Source organism: Sphingomonas sp. (assembly GCF_964263785.1).
Taxonomy (GTDB): domain Bacteria; phylum Pseudomonadota; class Alphaproteobacteria; order Sphingomonadales; family Sphingomonadaceae; genus Sphingomonas.
The window spans coordinates 1-18,048 of record NZ_CAXVWL010000123.1 but is presented as its reverse complement, the minus strand read 5'-3'; the positions used below and the strand labels follow the sequence as shown (position 1 = coordinate 18,048).

Sequence of the window (18,048 nt, the reverse complement as noted above, 5' to 3'; positions counted from 1 at the left end):
GTATCCTGATGGGTGGCCGGGTGGGGGAGCGGGCCGGCACCGCACCACGCGCGTGAGCGCGTCGAAAGGCCACGGCTTCACGACAATTCGACCGAGAAGATCTCCTCGGGCCGCCACACGAGCCCCAGCAGGATCCGCGCGCCGACGAGCAGCACCATCACCGCCAGCGCCAACCGCAGATATTCCGGCCGAAACCGCGTCGCGAACCGCGCGCCGACCTGCGCACCGGTGACCGATCCCACCAGCAGCAGCGCGGCCAAGACGATATCCACCGCCTTGGTCGTCGTCGCGTGGACCATCGTCGCGACCGCGGTGACGAACAGCGTTTGGAACAACGACGTGCCGACGACCACCTGCGTCGCCATGCCGAGCAGGTAGATCATCGCCGGCACCAGGATGAAGCCGCCGCCGATGCCGAGCAGGATCGTCAGCACGCCGACCCCGAACCCTAGGATCAGCGGCGCGATCGGCGAGATGTAGAGCCCAGACCGGTAGAAGCGCGTCCGGAACGGCAGCGCCGCGACCAGCGGATGGTGCCGCCGCTTGGCCGCGCGCGGGCGCCCGCCGCGCCGCACCGCCACGATGGCGCCAAGCGATTCGCGCGCCATCATTCCGCCGATCGACCCGAGCATGACGACGTAGACGACCGCGATGACGGTATCGATCTGTCCCAGTTGCTGGAGCCAGCGGAACACCCATGCGCCCGCGAACGCCCCCAGCACTCCGCCGGCGACGAGCACGCCCCCCATCTTGGCGTCCACCCCGCCACGCCGCCAGTGCGCGAAGACCCCCGACACGCTGGCGCCGGTCACCTGGCTTGCGGAAGAGGCGGCGGCGACGGTCGGCGGGATGCCGTAGACGATCAGCAGCGGCGTGGTGAGGAACCCTCCGCCCACCCCGAACATTCCCGACAGGAACCCGACTCCGCCGCCGAGCAGCACGATGACGAGCGCATTGACCGACAGATTGGCGATGGGAAGATACAGGGCCACGGCGGCGGGTTACCTCGGCTGGCGCGCGCGCGCCAGAAGTCCCCGTCCGCGCAAGCGGCTAGAAATCGCCGCCGATCGACAACGCCGGCCCAGATCCGGGCCGCGCCCGGCCGCCCACGCGCTGCCGCCAGTCGAGCGAGACCCGGATGCGGCGACGCGCGACCGGCAGCGCGACACCGAGCGTCGGCCCGACATCGACGCGCGCGACGCCGGGCTGCACCCCGGCCCACGCGCCGACGCCAATGTCGAAGGTGCGCGTCACCGGCCGGGTCAGGCGCGCTGCGCCGTCCGCGAACCCCAGCGCCCGTCCACGCACCACCACACCGCCCTGCGCATAGCCTTCCAGCCGGAACCCCGCGGCGACCGGCACCGGCGCCGTGCCGCCGACCGCGTACAGCGCCTGTCCGCCGCGCCCGCCGTCGAGCGCCACCCGCTGCTCGGCGATGAAGCGCAGCGGCAAATGCGCCGGGCGGAACTCGACACCGATCGCCGCCTCGCCGCCGCGCCCCTCCAGCGGCGCCGATAGCCGCGCCGCCAACGCCAGTCTCCGCGATTCGCCGAGCGCATAGGCGAACCGCACCCCCGCCTGCGATCCGCCGAGCTGGCTGCCGAGCTGGCCACCGCGCAGCCCTGCGGCAACGCCCGCGCGCACGATCGCCCAGGCGCTTGCGGTCAGACGCCCCGGCGCATCGGCCGGCGTCGGTCGGAGCGGCGGCGGAATGGCGCCGGCCTGGTCCACGCCAGCGTCCTGCCCGACGCTGACCGTCCCGACCTCCGCGAGCACGGCGGTGGCTCGATCCGCCGCAACCCGCCGCGGGGCAACGTCCAGCACCACCGGCGCGACCTCGGCCGCAGCGATCGCCGGCGCGCGTTGCGCACGCGGCGGCACCGCGATCACGACGAGCGGCGCGCGTATCGCAGCGGCGGCGGGGGGCGCGAACAGCCGGATCAGGTCGTGCGGGGTCTCGATGGTCGGCCACAGCATGCCCACGCGCAGCACCACCCAGCCGCCCAGCGTCGCGCCGAGAAACCGCAGGGGCCGCCCGCCACGCCTCACCGCTGCGCCAGCACGTCCGCATCGGGAAAGACGTGTTGGGTCTTGTCCCACACCGGCGCCCGGCCGCGCAGCATGCCGACGTAGCGCACCACCGCACGCCGCGCCGCCATCAGCGCGACGATGTTGCCGACCACGAAGCGCGGCAGCGACAGCAACCCCTCGCCGAAGCCATAAGCGCGCGTGGTAAAGACGGAGCGCGACGCCAGCCGCCACAGCAGCATCGCTGCGTTGATCGCAAGGACGATCGTCATGCCGCCGCCGACCGCAGGCGCCGGCGTGCCCGTCAGCACATGCGCCACTGCGCTCAGCGGCCAGGCGAGCAGCGCCACATAGGCCGCCGCCAGCACCACCACCGCCAGCGGCGCACGGCGATCGTGCGCGCGCATCCAGTGGTCGCCGACCGCGCTCCACCGCGCCCATCCGATCCGGTCCCACCCGGCCAGCGCGATGCCGATCATCCACCGCGCCTTTTGCCGGACGGCCGAGCGTACGTCGGCGGGAAAATACGCGCGCACCGCGACCGGCTCGCCGACCGCGTCGATAACCTGCGCGAAGGTGCCGCACCCGCCGAACGCCGCGACACGCATGCCGAGCTCATAGTCTTCGGTCAGGCTGTCGGCATCAAACGGATCGCCACCCCGCGCCGTCGCGATCCGCCCGAGCATGTCGACCCGGATCGCGCAGCCGACCCCGGCCAACGGCATCCCGGCCCCGAGCGCGACGCGCACGACCATGTTGCGTCCGTGGCTTTCGGCGAATTCGTCCGCATACACCCCCGACACCAGCGAGCCCGCAGCGATCAGCGGCACCACAGGCAGCTGGACGACGGCATGGCGGTCGAGCAGCGCGTCGAACACGGTCAGCTCGTCGGGGTGCACCACGTCCTCGGCGTCATGCAACACCACCGCACGCGCGGTTCGGTCATCGCGCCGCAACGCGTGCCATAGCGTGTTGAGGCAATCGGCCTTGGTTGTCGGTCCGTCGCGCGCGCCGATGACGGCGTGCACCCGCGGATCACGCCTGGCGACACGCACGACCGCCTCGATCGTCGCGGGGTCGTTGGGATAGAGGCCGACGTAGATCCGGTAATCCGGATGCCGGAACCGCGCGGTCGCGGCGGCGAGCATGTCGCCGATCACCGCGGCCTCGTCCCACGCAGGCACGAACACCGCCATGCGTCCCGGCGTCTCGACCGCCGGCAGCTGCGCGATCGGCACCGCCCGGTCGCGCCCGAACAGCCGCCGCGTCCAATAGACCGCATCGACCGCGATGTCGTCGAGCCCGCCGATCAGCAAGCCGACGGCCGCGAACAGCATCGCCTCGCGTGCCACCGAATCGACAAACCAGATCATGCCCCGACCCCCCGGACCGTCAGCATTGCTGGCGTGTCGCCGTGATGCAATCCCTGCTGGCGTCCCGGCGTGAGCCATTCTAGCGTCTCCAGCGATCGGGAGGGAGCGGGCGATGCGGCTGTGGGGGCGAGTGGCGATGCTGGCGCTCGCGCTGGCGCCTGTTGCCGCACTCGGCGATTCCAGTCCGCAGGTGATCGTCGCGGTGCCCGGCGTCGGCGCCGGATCGATCGAGCGCTTCACACTGCGTTTCAGCCAGCCGATGGTGCCGCTTGGCGATCCGCGCGCGGCCGCGCCTTTCGCGACGACGTGCCCGGGCACCGGGCGCTGGGTCGACGCGCAGAGCTGGGTGTACGATTTTGCGGGCCCCTTGGCAGGCGGCACGGCCTGCATCTTCGACGCGCGTAGCGAGGTGCGCAGCGTTAGCGGCGTGGAACTGACCGGCCAGCGTCGCTTCATCGTCGACGCGGGCGGACCGACCGCACGCGCGATCCTGCCCGCAGACGGCGAGATCGAGGAGGACCAGACCTTCCTTGTCGCCGCCAACATGCCCGCCACCCGCCAGTCGATCGCCGCCAACGCGTATTGCGCGATCGAGGGCATCGGCGAGAAGGTGCCGGTCGACCTGCTCGGCGAGGATGTCGCGGGCAAGGTGCTCGCCGGGCTCGGCACGACGATGTGGCCGGTGCAGCGCTTCCTCGACGAGGCGGGGCTCCCCGCCGCGATCCCCGCCTCCGCCGCCGATCGCCAGCGGATGCTCGGCACCGTCGTCGCGCTGCGCTGCCGCCGCCCGCTGCCCCCCGGCCACGACGTCGCGCTCGTCTGGGGCGCAGGCGTCGCCAGCGCCTCGGGCAAGACCGCGGGCACCGATCGCCGCTTCGACTTCACCGTTCGCGAGCCGTTCACCGCACGCTTCGAATGCACACGGGTCAATCCGCAGGCGGGATGCAGTCCGGTGGAGCAGGCGTTCGTCCGCCTGACCGCGCCCATCCCGATGGCGAGCGCCCGCGCGATCCGCATCCGCCTGGCCGACGGACGCACCATTGCGCCGAAGATCAGCGACGACGAGGCAAAGAAGGCGACGATCGGCGACCTGACCTTTGCAGCACCACTCCCCGCGGACATGGCGGGGCGCGTGGAGCTGCCTGCGGGCCTCAAGGACGAAAGCGGTCGTCCGCTCGCCAACGCCGCGCGTTTTCCGCTGGCGGTCCGCTTCGACCGCGCTCCGCCGCTCGTGAAGTTTGCCGCCAAGTTCGGCATCCTAGAATCGAAGCAAGGCGGCGTCCTGCCGGTCACCGTCCGCAACGTCGAACCCGCGCTCCAGGGCCGCATGTCGCCGGTCGGCGGGCGCGCGTTGCGAGTCGGCGAGTCGGACGCGGAGGTCGCACGCTGGCTGCGCACGGTCGACGACTCCGACGATTACGCGGTCGACGAACGCAAGGGCGGCGCGCGCATCAACACCACCGCATCGCGCCCGATCCTGCCCGCGGGGCAGGGCAAGCCGCTGTCGGTCGCGCTGCCTGGCAAGGGCCGCGATTTCGAGGTGGTCGGCATCCCGCTCGGCAAGCCGGGCTTCTACGTCGTCGAGCTCGAAAGCCGTACGCTCGGTCGCGCATTGCTCGGCCGCGACGCCCCGCGCTACGTTGCCACGGCGGCGCTCGTCACCGACATGGCGGTCCACTTCAAATGGGGCCGCGAGCGCAGCCTTGCCTGGGTGACAGCGCTGTCTACCGGCAGACCGGTCGCCAATGCCGATGTCCAGGTCAGCGACGCCTGCACCGGCCGCGCGCTGGCGAAGGGCCGCACCGACCGCAGCGGCGGGCTGATGATCCCCGCCGGGCTCCCGCAACCCGAGACCTATGGCAGCTGCGACGGCGAGGCGCATCCACTGATGATCTCGGCCCGCAGCGGCGGCGACTTCAGCTTCGCGACGACCGACTGGGGCGAGGGGCTGCGCCCGTACGATTTCGAGATGCCCTACGGCTACGAGCCGCCCGCGACGACGGTCCACACGATCTTCGACCGCATGCTGGTCCGCCAGGGCGAGACGATCCACATGAAGCACCTTGTCCGCCGCCCGGCGGGCCAGGGCTTCACGATCCCGACAGCGTTCAGCGGTACGCTGCGCCTCTCGCACCGAGGCTCCGAGACGCAGTTCGACCTGCCGCTGAAGATCGACGCACGCGGGCGCGGCGAGACGCAGTGGACCGCCCCCGCCGCCGCGCCGATGGGCGATTACGACATCCAGGCGATGCTGGCCGACGGCACGACGCTCTACACCGGCCAGTCGTTCAAGGTCGACGAATACCGCCTGCCGACGATGCGCGCGAGCGTTTCCGGCCCGAAGACCGCCGCGGTGCGCCCAAAATCGCTGCCGCTAGACCTGTTCGCAGGGTATCTGTCGGGCGGCGGCGCGTCGAACCTGCCCGTCGACCTGCGCATCGGCTGGTTCGCGCACGGTGGCGCACCCGATGGCTACGAGACCTACACCTTCGGCGGTGCGGCGGTGAGCGAAGGCGTCCGCGCGCTCGACGGCGACGGCAACGATACGCCCGTGACGCTGCCCCCGACCCAGACGCTCCCCGTCACGCTGCGCAGCGACGGCACCCAGCGCACCGCGATCGACATCCCCACGCTCGACGGCCTTACCGACATGCGCGTCGAGATGGACTATCGCGACGCCAACGGCGAGGTGCTGACCGCGTCGAAGACGATCCCGATCCACCCCGCCGCGGTCCAGCTCGGGATGCGCACCGACGGCTGGATGATGAAGCAGGACGATCTGCGCCTCCGCTTCGTCGCGCTCGACACCGAGGGCAAGCCGGTCAAGGGCCAGCGGGTCGAGGTCGCGCTCTACAGCCGACAGATCCTGACTGCGCGGCGGCGGCTGATCGGCGGCTTCTACGCCTACGACAACCAGATGCGGACGACCAAGCTGAGCCCGACATGCTCGGCCACGACCGATGCGCAAGGGCTGGCGCAATGCGCGATCGACCCCGGCGTGTCGGGCGAAGTCTATGCGGTCGCGACCACGAAGGACGCCGACGGCAACATGTCCCGCGCCGTCCGATCGGTATGGTTGGCGGGCGACGAGGATTGGTGGTTCGGCGGCGACAACGGCGACCGGATGGACGTCGTTCCCGAGCAGACATCCTACAAGGCGGGCGAGACCGCGCGTTTCCAGGTCCGCATGCCCTTCCGCTCGGCAACCGCGCTGGTCACCGTCGAGCGCGAGGGCGTGCTGTCGAGCTTCGTCACCGAATTGTCGGGCACCGATCCGGTGGTCGAGGTCAAGATGCCCGCGTCCTACGCCCCCGACGTCTTCGTCTCGGTGCTCGCGGTGCGGGGTCGCGTCGAGCCCGGCTTCTGGTCGTGGCTGCGCGGATTAGGACGAAGTATCGGCCTCGTCAGCGGACCCGACCCCGCCCCGCCGCCGACCGCGCTGGTCGACCTGTCTAAGCCCGCATACCGGATGGGCGTCGCCAAGGTGAAGGTCGGCTGGGAAGGCCACCAGCTCCGGGTCGGGGTCAGGGCCGACCGCGAACGCTACGCCGCCCGCGACACCGCGCAGGTCGCGGTCCGCGTCCTCCACCCCGACGGGAGCCCCGCGCGCACCGCCGACGTCGCCTTCGTCGCGGTCGATCGGGCGCTGCTCCAGCTTGCGCCAAACGACTCCTGGGACGTGCTCACCGCGATGATGGGCGAGCGGCCCCTGTCGGTGCTCACCTCCACCGCGCAGATGCAGGTCGTCGGCAAGCGCCACTACGGCCGCAAGGCGGTGGAGGCGGGCGGCGGCGGCGGCGATGCGTCGGCGCTCAACCGCGAGAATTTCCAGCCCGTCCTGCTCTGGCGCGGCACGCTGCCGCTCGATGCGCGCGGCTATGCCAAGGTCGCGGTGCCGCTGTCCGACGCGCTGTCCTCCTTCCGCCTCGTCGCGGTCGCGACCGACGGCGCGGGGCTGTTCGGCACCGGCCAGGCCGACATCCGCACCGCACAGGACCTGTCGCTCTACGCCGGCCTCCCGCCGCTGGTCCGCTCGGGTGATGAATACCAGGCGCAGTTCACGCTGCGCAACGGATCGGCGAAGGCGATGACCGTCACCGCGACGGTCGACGTCACCCCGCGCGTCGCGCAAGGCCACCCGATCACCGTCACGATCCCCGCAGGCGCCGCGGTCCCGATCGCGTGGAACCTGACAGCGCCGGACAATGTCCCCGGCCTGCGCTGGCAAGTCGCCGCCCGCACCGCCGACGGCCGCGCCGCCGACCGGATCACCGCGACCCAGGATGTCGTGCCAGCGATCCCGACCGAGACTTGGGCAGCGACGCTTGCGCGCGTCGGCGCGGACACGACGATCCCGATCATGGCCCCCGCGGGTGCGCTGCCGGGTCGCGGATCGGTCGACATCACGCTCGCCGACACGCTCGCGCCGCCGCTCACCGGTGTCCGCGCGTACATGGCAGCTTACCCCTACCAATGTTTCGAGCAGCAATTGTCCCGCGCGGTCGCGCTCGGAGACGCGGCGGCGTGGACGCGGCTCGCGGGCGACATCCCGACCTATCAAGCCCCCGACGGCCTGCTCCGCTACTGGCCGAGCGGTTCGCTGCAAGGGTCGGAAACCCTGACGAGCTACGTCCTGTCGCTCACCGCCGAAGCCGGTCTCGCGATCCCCGACACGGCCCGCGCGCGGATGATCGACGCGTTGAAAGCGGTGCTCGACGGCCGCTTGCGGCAGGAGGATTATGGCGACGTCCGCCTCCGCAAGATCGCGGCCCTGGCGGCGCTCGCCCGCGCAGGCGCGGCGACGCCCGCCATGCTCGGTCAGATCGGTATGGGCACGGGCGAGATGCCGACCGCGGCGCTGGTCGACTGGATCGCGGCGATCGACCGCATCCCCGGCCTCGCCAATGCCCCCGCGCTGCGTAGCCAGGCGGAGGCCGCGCTCCGCGCCCGCCTCGCCTACGAAGGCACCAGGCTCGACCTCACCGACCAGACCACGTCGGCATGGTGGCTGATGCAATCGGGCGACGAGACGGCGGCGAAGGCGGCGCTGCTGGCGATCGGCCGCCCCGGCTGGCAGGACGAAGCCCCCCGCATGATGGTCGGCGCCGCCGCGCGTCAGCGCCGCGGGCATTGGGACACGACCACCGCCAACGCCTGGGGCGCGATCGCCGCGCGCCGCTTCGCGCAAGTGTATCCGGCGGAGCGAATCGCGGGCACGACAACGTTGTCGCTGGCAGGCCGCACCATCGCCAGAGGCTGGCCGCTGGCGACCGAAGCGCGCGCGGCGTCGTTCGCGCTCCCCGCCCGTGCGTCGCTCACGCTTCGCCAGTCGGGCGGCGCGGGCCCGTGGGCGAGCGTCGCGATCCGCGCCGCGGTGCCGCTGCGCTCGCCGCTATTCGCCGGCTACCGCCTCTCGCGCCGTGTCGAAAGGGTCCAGGCGCGCAACCCCGGGCACCTCACCCGCGGCGACGTGCTGCGCATCACCATCACCGTCGATGCCACAGCCGAGCGCAACTGGGTGGTCGTAAGCGACCCCGTTCCCGCGGGCGCGACGATCGTCGGCGATCTCGGCGGCCAATCGCAGATGCTCGGCGCGAGCGCTGGCGGCGAAGGCACGGCCACCTCTTACATCGAACGCGGTCGCGAAGCCTGGCGCGGCTATTTCGCCTGGCTCCCGCGCGGACGCACCAGCGTCAGCTACACGCTGCGGCTGAACGGGGCAGGCCGTTTCAGCCTGCCCCCGACGACGGTCGAGGCGATGTACGCGCCGTCGATCCGGGCGGCCTTGCCGAACGGGCCGGTGGAGGTGGCGACGCGGTGAAGCCTACGCCGACCCGTCATCCCGGACTCGTTCCGGGGTCCAGGGTTCCGCAAGCGATGCGGATGGAGGCACGAACCGCATCGCCCGCCGCCCGCTGGACCCCGGAACAAGTCCGGGGTGACGGAGCACTCCTGGCCGAGCGACAACCGTGACCCGCAGCGCGCGCTTGGTACTCGCGGTAACCGCCGCCTTCATCCTCGTCACCGCCATCCTCGACCTGGGCACCCGCCCGCCCCCGCTCCCCAGCTACGCCGCGGTCCGCGCCCATTGGCGTTCGTCCGAGGCATGGCTCTACGACCGCCACGGCGCGCTCATCGGCTCCGTCCGCGTCGATTTCGCCCGTCGCCGTCTCGCCTGGACCCCGCTTGCCGCGGTCGCACCGGCAGTTGCCGACACGATCGTCGCCGCCGAGGATCACCGCTTCCGCACCCATGGCGGCGTCGACTGGATCGCGATCGCCGCAAGCCTGCGCGATCGGCTGACCGGCAAGCCGACGCGCGGCGCGAGCACGCTGTCGATGCAGGTCGCCGGCTTCCTCAACCCCGCGCTCGCCGCTCCGGGCAAGCGCGGCTGGCGCGACAAGGTCCGTCAGGCCCGCGCCGCCCGCGCGCTCGAAGCCACGTGGTCGAAGGACCGGATCCTCGAAGCCTATCTCAACCTCGCGGGTTTCCGCGGCGAAGCGCAGGGCATCGGGGCGGCGGCGCTGGGGCTGTTCGGCAAGACTCCCGCGGCCTTGTCGCGCGACGACGCGCTGCTGCTCGCGGCGCTCCTGCCCCGGCCGCAGGCGTCGCCCGAGCAGCTCGCCCGCCGCGCTTGCGCGCTGTCGGGCAGCGGCAACTGCGCCCGCTTCGCCGGCATGGCCGCGTCGATGCTCGGCCCGGCGCGCAGCCTCGCGCTCGACCCCGGCCTCGCGCCCCACCTCGCCGATCATCTGCTGACCCAACCCGGCGCGCGCATCGGGACCACGCTCGACGCGACCGTTCAGCGCCTCGCCGCCGCCGCGCTCACCCGCCAACTCCTCGGGCTCGGCGGCACCCGCGCGCGCGACGGTGCGGTGATCGTCGTCGACAACGCCAGCGGCGACGTCCTCGCCTGGGTCGGCGGCATCGGCGGCGCTTCGACCGCACCCTTGGTCGACAACGCACGCGCGTACCGTCAGGCCGGATCGACGCTCAAGCCCTTCCTCTACGCGCAGGCGATCGAGCGCGGCTACCTGACCGCTGCCTCGATCCTCGACGATTCCCCCGTCCAGCTCGACACCGCCAGCGGCCTCTACGTCCCCCAGAATTACGACCGCGCGTTCAAGGGGCCGGTGTCCGCCCGCGTCGCGCTGGCGGGCTCGCTCAACGTCCCCGCGGTGCGCACCTTGCTGATCGTCGGGGTGGAACCGTTCCGCGACCGATTGTGGGACACCGGCTATGCGGGGCTGGTCGAAGACGGCGGGTACTACGGCTTCAGCCTGGCGCTCGGCTCGGCGGAAGTGACGCTCGCCGAACAGGTCGCCGCCTACCGTGCGCTCGCCCGGGGCGGCCGCTGGTCGCCGCTGCGCGTAACCGTGACCGACCCGCGGCCCAAGGATCGAGCGACCACCACCCCCGCCGCCGCGTGGATCGTCACCGACATGCTCGCCGACAACGACGCACGCGCGGCGACCTTCGGCAGCGACTCCGCGCTGCGCCTGCCGTTCCGCGCCGGCGTGAAAACCGGCACGTCGAAGGCGATGCGCGACAATTGGTGCATCGGCTTCACCGACCACTTCACCGTCGGCGTCTGGGTCGGCAATGCCGAGGGCGATCCGATGCGCGGCGTCTCGGGCACCAGCGGTGCCGCCCCGGTGTGGCGCGACGTGATGACCGCGCTGGCGGCCGGGCATCGCGTGCCGCCTGCACCGCCCCCGCCGGGCGTCGAGCCCCGCCGCATCGTCTTCGCCGACGCGCGCGAACGGCCCCGCCGCGAATGGTTCGTCCGCGGCACCGCGCAGTCGCTGATCGCCGCCGCACCACCGGCGTCCCGCCGCCCGCGCTTCGTCAATCCCGCCGCGGGCAGCGTCTATGCGCTCGACCCCGACATCCCCATCGACCGTCAGCGCATCGCGGTCTCGGTTTCGGGCGACGCCGCCCGACACCGCGTCGTTCTCGACGCACGCGACCTCGGCGCAGCGGATGCCAAGCCGCTGGTGCTCCCCGGTCCGGGCGTCCACCGGCTGAGGCTGGTCGACGTGGCCGGGCACGTCGTCGATCAGGTCCGCTTCACCATCCGCTGAAGGTTTTTGGCTGCCGACGATTTTGCACGAGCCGCGAACCAAAATCGCACGTGTGCGTTGCGCGGATGATCCCATCCCCCCTTTCGGGATCGGTGCCGACCCAAGCACGGCACAGGCCGCGCCGACGCGTATTCCGCGGCGCGGCCATTTCGGTGTGCCGAGCCCGACGTCAGGCGGATCGGATCAGGGCCGGTCGCGTCCGCTGCCGCCCTGACCCTGGCCCTGCCCACCTGCACCCGGCGCGCCCACCGTGCCGATGTTGCCGAACAGGTCGGAGAAGAAGCCGCGCTCGCGCCCGAGCGTCGGCGTCTTCTTGCCCGATGGTGTGATCGAGGCGATCTGCTCGGCAGAACCCCGCCGGATCGTCGCGACGTTGCCCGCGGCGTCGAAGCTGATCTGCACCGTCAGCTGCGCCTTGGCGTGCGGCTTCTGGAAGCCGTAGGACTTGCTTTCGCGGGCGATATAATACCAGTCGCCCTGGTTGAACTGGCTCGCGAAGCTTGGCCGCCCGAGCGTCTGGAGCACCGAATCGCGGTTGTCGACGCCCGGCTGGACCGAATTCACCAGATCGGCATCGACGATATAGCCCTGGTGCGACGGCAGCGGCGAACACGCCCCCAGCGTCGCGGCGATCGGGGCGGCGGCGATCAGGGCGGCAACGATTACACGCATATCATACTCCGGCAGGCGCGCGCGATTGCATCGGCGCCCGATGCGCTCGATATGCGAGGACGGGCGCGCAAACAAGCGCGCGAGAAGGATGGCGTCTTGGGGTGGCTGGGCAATCTGTTGGGATCGAAGCACGCGGAGGCGCTGCTGCCGCTGTACAATGCGGTCGTCGTGCGGGCGCGCGAACCGCATTGGTATGTCGAGGGTGCGGTGCCCGACACCGTCGACGGGCGCTTCGACATGATCGCCGCGGTGCTGTCGTTCGTGCTGATGCGGCTGGAGGAGACCCCCGAAGGCGCCGCACCGTCGGCCGCGCTTGCCGAGCGCTTCGTCGACGACATGGACGGGCAGCTGCGCCAGATGGGGATCGGCGACATCGTCGTCGGCAAGCATATCGGCAAGATGATGGCGATGCTCGGCGGTCGGCTCGGCGCCTACCGCGACGGGCTGGCGGGGGACGGGATCGACGACGCGCTGGTCCGCAATCTCTACCGGGGCGACGCGCCCGCGCCGCAAGCCGTGGCGCATGCCCGTGATTCGCTGCTGGCGTTGCGCGCCGGGCTCGCGGCGCTGCCCACCGCGCAGATCCTGGAGGGCGACCTGCCGTGACGCCCGAATTCAGCCGTCCCGTGACAGTCGACACGATCGGCGAGGCCGACCGTACGATCGAGATCGAGGCCGATGCGGACGAGCGCCGCCGCCTCGCCGCACGCTTCGCGCTCGTCGCCATCGACACGCTCACCGCGCGCTTCGCCGTCCGCCGCGACGAGCGCGGCATCCTGGCTGTCGGCACCGTCGCCGCGGATGTGGTTCAGGCCTGCTCGGTCACCGGCGACCCGCTGGCAGCGACCGTCGACGAGGCGGTGTCGCTGCGCTTCGTCGAGGAGATCGCGGCGGACGAGGAGATCGAACTCTCCGACGACGCGCTCGACACCCTCCCGATCGAAGACGGCGCGATCGATCTCGGCGAAGCCGCGGCGGAAACGATGGCGCTGGCGCTCGACCCGTTCCCGCGCGCGCCTGGAGCTGAAGAGGCATTGCGCGCGGCAGGCGTAGTCGGCGAAGGCGAAGCGGGCCCGTTCGGCGCGTTGGCGGGACTGAAGGCGAAGCTGGGGGGTTAGCGAACCAGCAAAATTCCGTTCGTGCTGAGCGAAGTCGAAGCACATGGCCAAGCAGCCTGCCCTTCGACTTCGCTCAGGGCGAACGGAGGTTGGGAGCGCATGGATTCACAGCGTCCTGCATGCGTTCACCAAGCCTAAACCGCCGTCCCCCCGACCGTCAGCCCCTCGACCAGCAACGTCGGCTGCCCCACGCCCGCAGGCACCGACTGCCCACCCTTGCCGCACACCCCGATGCCTTCATCCAAAGCGAAATCGTCGCCGATGCCGGTCACCTTGGTCAGCACCGTCGGCCCGTCGCCGATCAGCGTCGCGCCCTTGATCGGCGCGCCCAGCCTGCCGTCCTCGATTCGGTACGCCTCGGTACAGCTGAACACGAACTTGCCCGACACGATGTCGACCTGGCCGCCGCCGAAGGACTTGGCGAAAATGCCGCGCTTGACCCGCGAAAGCAGCTCGGCCGGGTTGTCGCGCCCGGCCTTCATGAAGGTGTTGGTCATCCGCGGCATCGGCGCATGCGCAAAACTCTCGCGCCGTCCGTTGCCGGTCGCGGGCACCCCCATCAGCCGTGCGTTGAGCCGATCCTGCATATAGCCCTTCAGGATGCCGTCCTCGATCAGGATCGTCTCGCGGGTCGGCGTGCCCTCGTCGTCGATGCTGAGCGACCCGCGGCGGTCCTGGATCGATCCGTCGTCGACGATCGTGATCCCCGGCGCCGCCACCCGCTCGCCGATCCGCCCCGAAAACGCGCTGGTGCCCTTGCGGTTGAAGTCGCCCTCCAGCCCGTGGCCGATCGCCTCGTGGAGCAGCACGCCCGGCCAGCCCGGCCCGAGCAGCACCGTCATCTCCCCCGCAGGCGCGGCGACCGACTCGAGGTTGACCAGCGCCTGCGCCAGCGCCTCGTCGATGCCGCGGTTCCAGACCGCCTCGTCCATCAGCCGATCGTAGAGATAGCGCCCGCCGATCCCGAACGTCCCCGTCTCGCGCTTGCCGTTCTGTTCGGCGACGATCTGGATATTGAGCCGCACCAGCGGGCGCACGTCGGTCGCGACGAAGCCGTCGGCGCGGACGATCTCGACGACGCTCCACGTGCCCGACAAGCCGACGGAGACCTGCACCACCCGCGCGTCACGTGCCCGCGCCGCGGCGTCGATGGTCTGGCACAGGTTCACCTTGTCAGCGAAGGGCACCAGGTCGAGCGGATCGGCGGCGGTGTACAGATGCCGGTTGTTGCCCTGCGGCGGCGCAGCCTTGGGCGCATCGCTCGGATCGATCAGCGCCATCGTTTCGGCAGCACGCTTGATCGCCGCCTCGCTCAGCTCGTTGGCATGCGCGAACGCGGTCGTCTCGCCCGATACCGCGCGCAGGCCGAAGCCCGCATTGGTGTCGTAGCTCGCGGTCTTCAGCCGCCCGTCGTCGAAGCCGAACGCCTCGGCCTTGCGATATTGCAGATACAGCTCGCCATCGTCGGCCCTGGCCAGAGCGGTAGCGGTCAACGCGCGTGCGGCATCGGGGTCGAGCGTATCGCGATACAGGAACGCGCGGGGATCGGCATGGCTGGTCATCGCGCCGATATAGGCGCGCCGGCCTGCGCGGGAAAGCGCTACCGTATTTCCGGGCTCGCGCCTTCCGAAATGTCGGGCAGCCGCGACTGGTCCGCACCGTCGGCCGGACCGCCCGCCAGGATGAACCGCCGGTCGCAATAGCCGCAATCGACATAGCCGTGCTCGTCGATCTGCAACCACACCCGCGGATGCCCTAGCGCAGCGCCGCCGGGGATGTCGGTGGCCCCGTCGCAGGCGACGCGGGGCTGGGTGACGCGAACGGTTTCGAGCGGCGGGTTCATGGCGGCGGCATAGCGGGACAGGCAACGTCTCGCAATTCCCGGTTGGCGCTCGCCGTCTGCGCGCCTATCCCGCCGCCATGACCAGCGCCGCCATCTCGATCGACCGTCTCAGCAAGATCTACGCGGGCGGCAAGCAAGCCCTCGACGACATCACCTTCGACGTGCCGCAAGGCTCGATCTTCGGCCTGCTCGGCCCCAACGGCGCGGGCAAGTCGACGCTCATCAACATCCTCGCCGGGCTGGTGAACAAGACCAGCGGCACCGCGTCGATCTGGGGCTTCGACATCGACGCGCATCCCCGCAACGCCAAGGCGGCGATCGGCATCGTCAACCAGGAAATCCTGTTCGACCCCTTCTTCACCCCCGTCGAGACGCTGGAGATCCAGGCCGGTCTGTACGGGGTGCCCAAGAAGGAGCGCCGCAGCCTCGAGCTGCTGCGCGCGGTGCACCTCGAGGACAAGGCCAACGCCTACGCCCGCACCCTGTCCGGCGGCATGAAGCGCCGCCTGATGGTTGCGAAAGCGATGGTCCACGCGCCGCCCGTATTGGTCCTCGACGAACCGACCGCGGGCGTCGACATCGAGCTGCGCCAGCAATTGTGGAGCTATGTTCGCGAACTGAACGCCGGCGGGGTCACCGTCGTCCTCACCACCCATTACCTCGAGGAAGCCGAGGAGCTGTGCGACCGGATCGCGATCATCAACCACGGCCGCCTGATCGCCAACGAACCCACGCGAGAGCTGGTCGGCAAGGCACAGGAAAAGGTCGTGGCGGTGACGGTCGACCGCGACGTTGCGACCGTCCCGGACAACATCTGCTTCCAGAAGATCGTGCTGAAGGGCGCCCGGACTCTTGAAATCACCTACGCCAAGGACCGCGTCAACGCGGGCGAAGTCTTGGCCGCGGTGCAGGGATCGGGCTTCGGCATCGTCGACGTGAGCACCCGCGAACCCGACCTGGAAGACGTCTTCCTGTCGCTGACCCGAGCCTCTCCCCTCCCGCTTGCGGGAGGGGCAGGCGGCGCAGCCGCCGGGGTGGGCCCGTCATGACCCAATCGGACGTCCTCATCATCGGCTCGGGCGCCGCGGGCCTCACCGCCGCGCTCAACCTCGCCGACCGCTTCCGCGTCACCGTGCTCGCCAAGGGCGCGCTCAACGAAGGCTCCACCGCGTGGGCGCAAGGCGGCATCGCCGCGGTGCTCGAACCCGGCGACACGTTCGATAACCATGTCGAGGACACGATGGTCGCCGGCGCCGGCCTCAACGACCGCAGCGTCGTCGAATTCGTCGTCGAGGGCGCACCCGCCGCCATCGAGCGGCTGACGCAACTCGGCGTGCCCTTCGCCACGGAGGGCAACGCCTTGCACCTCACCCGCGAGGGCGGCCACAGCCATCGCCGCATCGTTCACGTCGCCGACGCGACCGGATGGGCAGTGCAGGAAGCGCTCCAGCGCGCGGCGGAAGCGCACTCCAACATCACCCTCGTCCCCGATCAGGTCGCGATCGATCTCGCCACCGGCCGCCACGAGGATCGCTATTCGGGCGCGGGCAACGTCTGGGGCGTCTACGCGGTCGACAAGCGCACCGGCGGCGTGAACCTGTACACCGCCCGCGCGACGATCCTCGCCACCGGCGGCGCCGGGCGCACCTATCTGTTCTCCACCGCCCCGCGCGGCGCCACCGGCGACGGCATCGCCATGGCCTGGCGCGCGGGCGCACGCGTGTCGAACATGGAATTCATGCAATTCCACCCGACCTGCCTCTACAATCTCGACGTCAAGAACTTCCTCATCACCGAAGCGGTGCGCGGCGAAGGCGGGCGGCTGTTGAACCCGAAGACCGGGCACCGCTTCATGCCCGACGTCGATCCCCGCGCCGAGCTCGCGCCGCGCGACGTCGTAGCGCGCGCGATCGACGCCGAGATCAAGCGCGACGGCCTCGACTACGTCCACCTCGACATCAGCCATATGCCCGCCGATTTCATCCGCGGACACTTCCCGAACATCCACGAAAAATTGCTCGGCCTCGGCATCGACATGACGACGCAGCCGATCCCCGTCGTCCCCGCCCAGCATTATACCTGCGGCGGCGTCGTCGTCGACCGCGACGGCCGCACCGATCTGCCCGGACTCTACGCGGCGGGCGAATGCACCCAGTCGGGCCTCCACGGCGCCAACCGGCTCGCGTCGAACTCCCTGCTGGAATGCTTCGTCTTCGGCGAGGCCGCGGCGCGCCACATCGCCAAGTGCTGGGACGATCTGCCCCCCGTCCCCGCCATCCGCGCCTGGGACGAGAGCCGCGTCGCCGATTCCGACGAGGAAGTCGTCATCAAACAGAATTGGACCGAGATCCGCCGCTTCATGTGGAATTACGTCGGCATCGTCCGCACGACCAAACGACTCCAGCGCGCCCAGCACCGCATCCGCCTGCTGACCAGCGAGGTCGAGGATTATTACGGCCACTTCCGCGTCACCCCCGACCTGATCGAGCTGCGCAACCTGGTCGAGACCGCCGACCTGATCGTCCGCTCCGCCCTCCACCGCAAGGAGAGCCGCGGGCTCCACTACACGCTCGATTATCCGGAGACGCTTGGGAAGGCGGTGGATACGGTGCTGGTGCCGTAAGTCCGCAAAACGTGCCGCCGCTCCCGATTTGACGGGACCGGGCACGGCCGCGCGGCTACCAACCCGTCATGAAGCGCCGTGTCACCCCTTCCGCGTTCCGCGGCCTGCTGTCGTCGGAGGCGGCGAGCGGCATCGTCCTGATGGGCGCGGCGGTGCTGGCCCTGCTGGTCGCCAACTCCCCGGCGGCGCCCGCCTATTTCGCGCTGCTCCACCAGAAGCTCGGCGGGCTGAGCGTCGAGCATTGGATCAACGACGGATTGATGGCATTGTTCTTCCTGCTCGTCGGGCTGGAGATCAAGCGCGAACT

The 18,048-nt window shown here is 70.8% G+C and carries 13 protein-coding genes; 7 read left to right on the top strand and 6 right to left on the bottom strand.

Features of this window, described 5'->3' with window-relative positions; genetic code table 11:
• Nucleotides 1-77: 77 nt before the first annotated feature.
• Genes ACE5C1_RS16175 through ACE5C1_RS16165 form a run of 3 tightly spaced genes read right to left on the bottom strand, consistent with a single transcriptional unit; the run spans nucleotide 78 to nucleotide 3,401 of the window.
• Entirely contained in the window at nucleotides 78-992 is a 915-nt protein-coding gene (locus ACE5C1_RS16175) for a sulfite exporter TauE/SafE family protein (RefSeq protein WP_374945104.1), read from the bottom strand.
• A 58-nt stretch (nucleotides 993-1,050) separates the two neighbouring features.
• Nucleotides 1,051-2,049, bottom strand: coding sequence for a hypothetical protein (locus ACE5C1_RS16170; protein ID WP_374945103.1), 999 nt, complete (start codon nucleotides 2,047-2,049; stop codon nucleotides 1,051-1,053).
• The gene (locus ACE5C1_RS16165) at nucleotides 2,046-3,401 is read right to left on the bottom strand and encodes a glycosyl transferase family protein (protein ID WP_374945102.1); all 1,356 of its coding nucleotides are present in this window, start codon (nucleotides 3,399-3,401) and stop codon (nucleotides 2,046-2,048) included. Before ACE5C1_RS16165 ends, ACE5C1_RS16170 begins: the two co-directional genes overlap by 4 nt.
• A 112-nt stretch (nucleotides 3,402-3,513) precedes the next feature.
• Here ACE5C1_RS16165 and ACE5C1_RS16160 point away from each other — a divergent pair, with 112 nt between their 5' ends.
• On the top strand, nucleotides 3,514-9,222 hold the full coding sequence (locus tag ACE5C1_RS16160) for an alpha-2-macroglobulin (RefSeq protein WP_374945101.1): 5,709 nt from the start codon (nucleotides 3,514-3,516) through the stop codon (nucleotides 9,220-9,222).
• Between the two features lie 148 nt (nucleotides 9,223-9,370).
• Nucleotides 9,371-11,485, top strand: coding sequence for a penicillin-binding protein 1C (gene pbpC / locus ACE5C1_RS16155; RefSeq protein ID WP_374945100.1), 2,115 nt, complete (start codon nucleotides 9,371-9,373; stop codon nucleotides 11,483-11,485).
• A 183-nt stretch (nucleotides 11,486-11,668) separates the two neighbouring features.
• Here the strand turns inward: pbpC and ACE5C1_RS16150 are convergent, their stop codons facing one another.
• The gene (locus ACE5C1_RS16150; protein ID WP_374945099.1) at nucleotides 11,669-12,157 is read right to left on the bottom strand and encodes an outer membrane protein assembly factor BamE; all 489 of its coding nucleotides are present in this window, start codon (nucleotides 12,155-12,157) and stop codon (nucleotides 11,669-11,671) included.
• Nucleotides 12,158-12,253: 96 nt separating this feature from the next.
• Here ACE5C1_RS16150 and ACE5C1_RS16145 point away from each other — a divergent pair, with 96 nt between their 5' ends.
• The gene (locus ACE5C1_RS16145) at nucleotides 12,254-12,763 is read left to right on the top strand and encodes a ubiquinol-cytochrome C chaperone family protein (protein ID WP_374945098.1); all 510 of its coding nucleotides are present in this window, start codon (nucleotides 12,254-12,256) and stop codon (nucleotides 12,761-12,763) included.
• 20 nt (nucleotides 12,764-12,783) lie between these two features.
• Nucleotides 12,784-13,275 carry a DUF177 domain-containing protein gene (locus ACE5C1_RS16140; protein WP_374945097.1) on the top strand — a complete coding sequence of 164 codons (492 nt, stop codon included), beginning with the start codon at nucleotides 12,784-12,786 and terminating at the stop codon, nucleotides 13,273-13,275.
• A 134-nt stretch (nucleotides 13,276-13,409) separates the two neighbouring features.
• Here the strand turns inward: ACE5C1_RS16140 and tldD are convergent, their stop codons facing one another.
• Together tldD and ACE5C1_RS16130 are read right to left on the bottom strand one after the other, a co-directional pair.
• On the bottom strand, nucleotides 13,410-14,837 hold the full coding sequence (gene tldD, locus ACE5C1_RS16135; protein WP_374945096.1) for a metalloprotease TldD: 1,428 nt from the start codon (nucleotides 14,835-14,837) through the stop codon (nucleotides 13,410-13,412).
• A gap of 38 nt (nucleotides 14,838-14,875) precedes the next feature.
• Nucleotides 14,876-15,118, bottom strand: a complete 243-nt coding sequence (locus tag ACE5C1_RS16130; RefSeq protein WP_374945095.1) for a zinc-finger domain-containing protein — start codon at nucleotides 15,116-15,118, stop codon at nucleotides 14,876-14,878.
• A gap of 77 nt (nucleotides 15,119-15,195) precedes the next feature.
• On the opposite strand from ACE5C1_RS16130, the gene ACE5C1_RS16125 reads away from it, so the two are divergent.
• The 3 genes from ACE5C1_RS16125 to ACE5C1_RS16115 form a co-directional block, all read left to right on the top strand.
• Complete coding sequence (locus tag ACE5C1_RS16125; protein ID WP_374945094.1) at nucleotides 15,196-16,167, top strand: ABC transporter ATP-binding protein; 972 nt, start codon at nucleotides 15,196-15,198, stop codon at nucleotides 16,165-16,167.
• Nucleotides 16,164-17,741 carry an L-aspartate oxidase gene (nadB, locus tag ACE5C1_RS16120; RefSeq protein WP_374945093.1) on the top strand — a complete coding sequence of 526 codons (1,578 nt, stop codon included), beginning with the start codon at nucleotides 16,164-16,166 and terminating at the stop codon, nucleotides 17,739-17,741. The genes ACE5C1_RS16125 and nadB overlap by 4 nt, the downstream gene beginning before the upstream one ends.
• Before the next feature lie 68 nt (nucleotides 17,742-17,809).
• Nucleotides 17,810-18,048, top strand: a 239-nt coding sequence (locus ACE5C1_RS16115; protein WP_374945092.1) for a Na+/H+ antiporter NhaA, incomplete at its 3' end; no start/stop codon positions are given.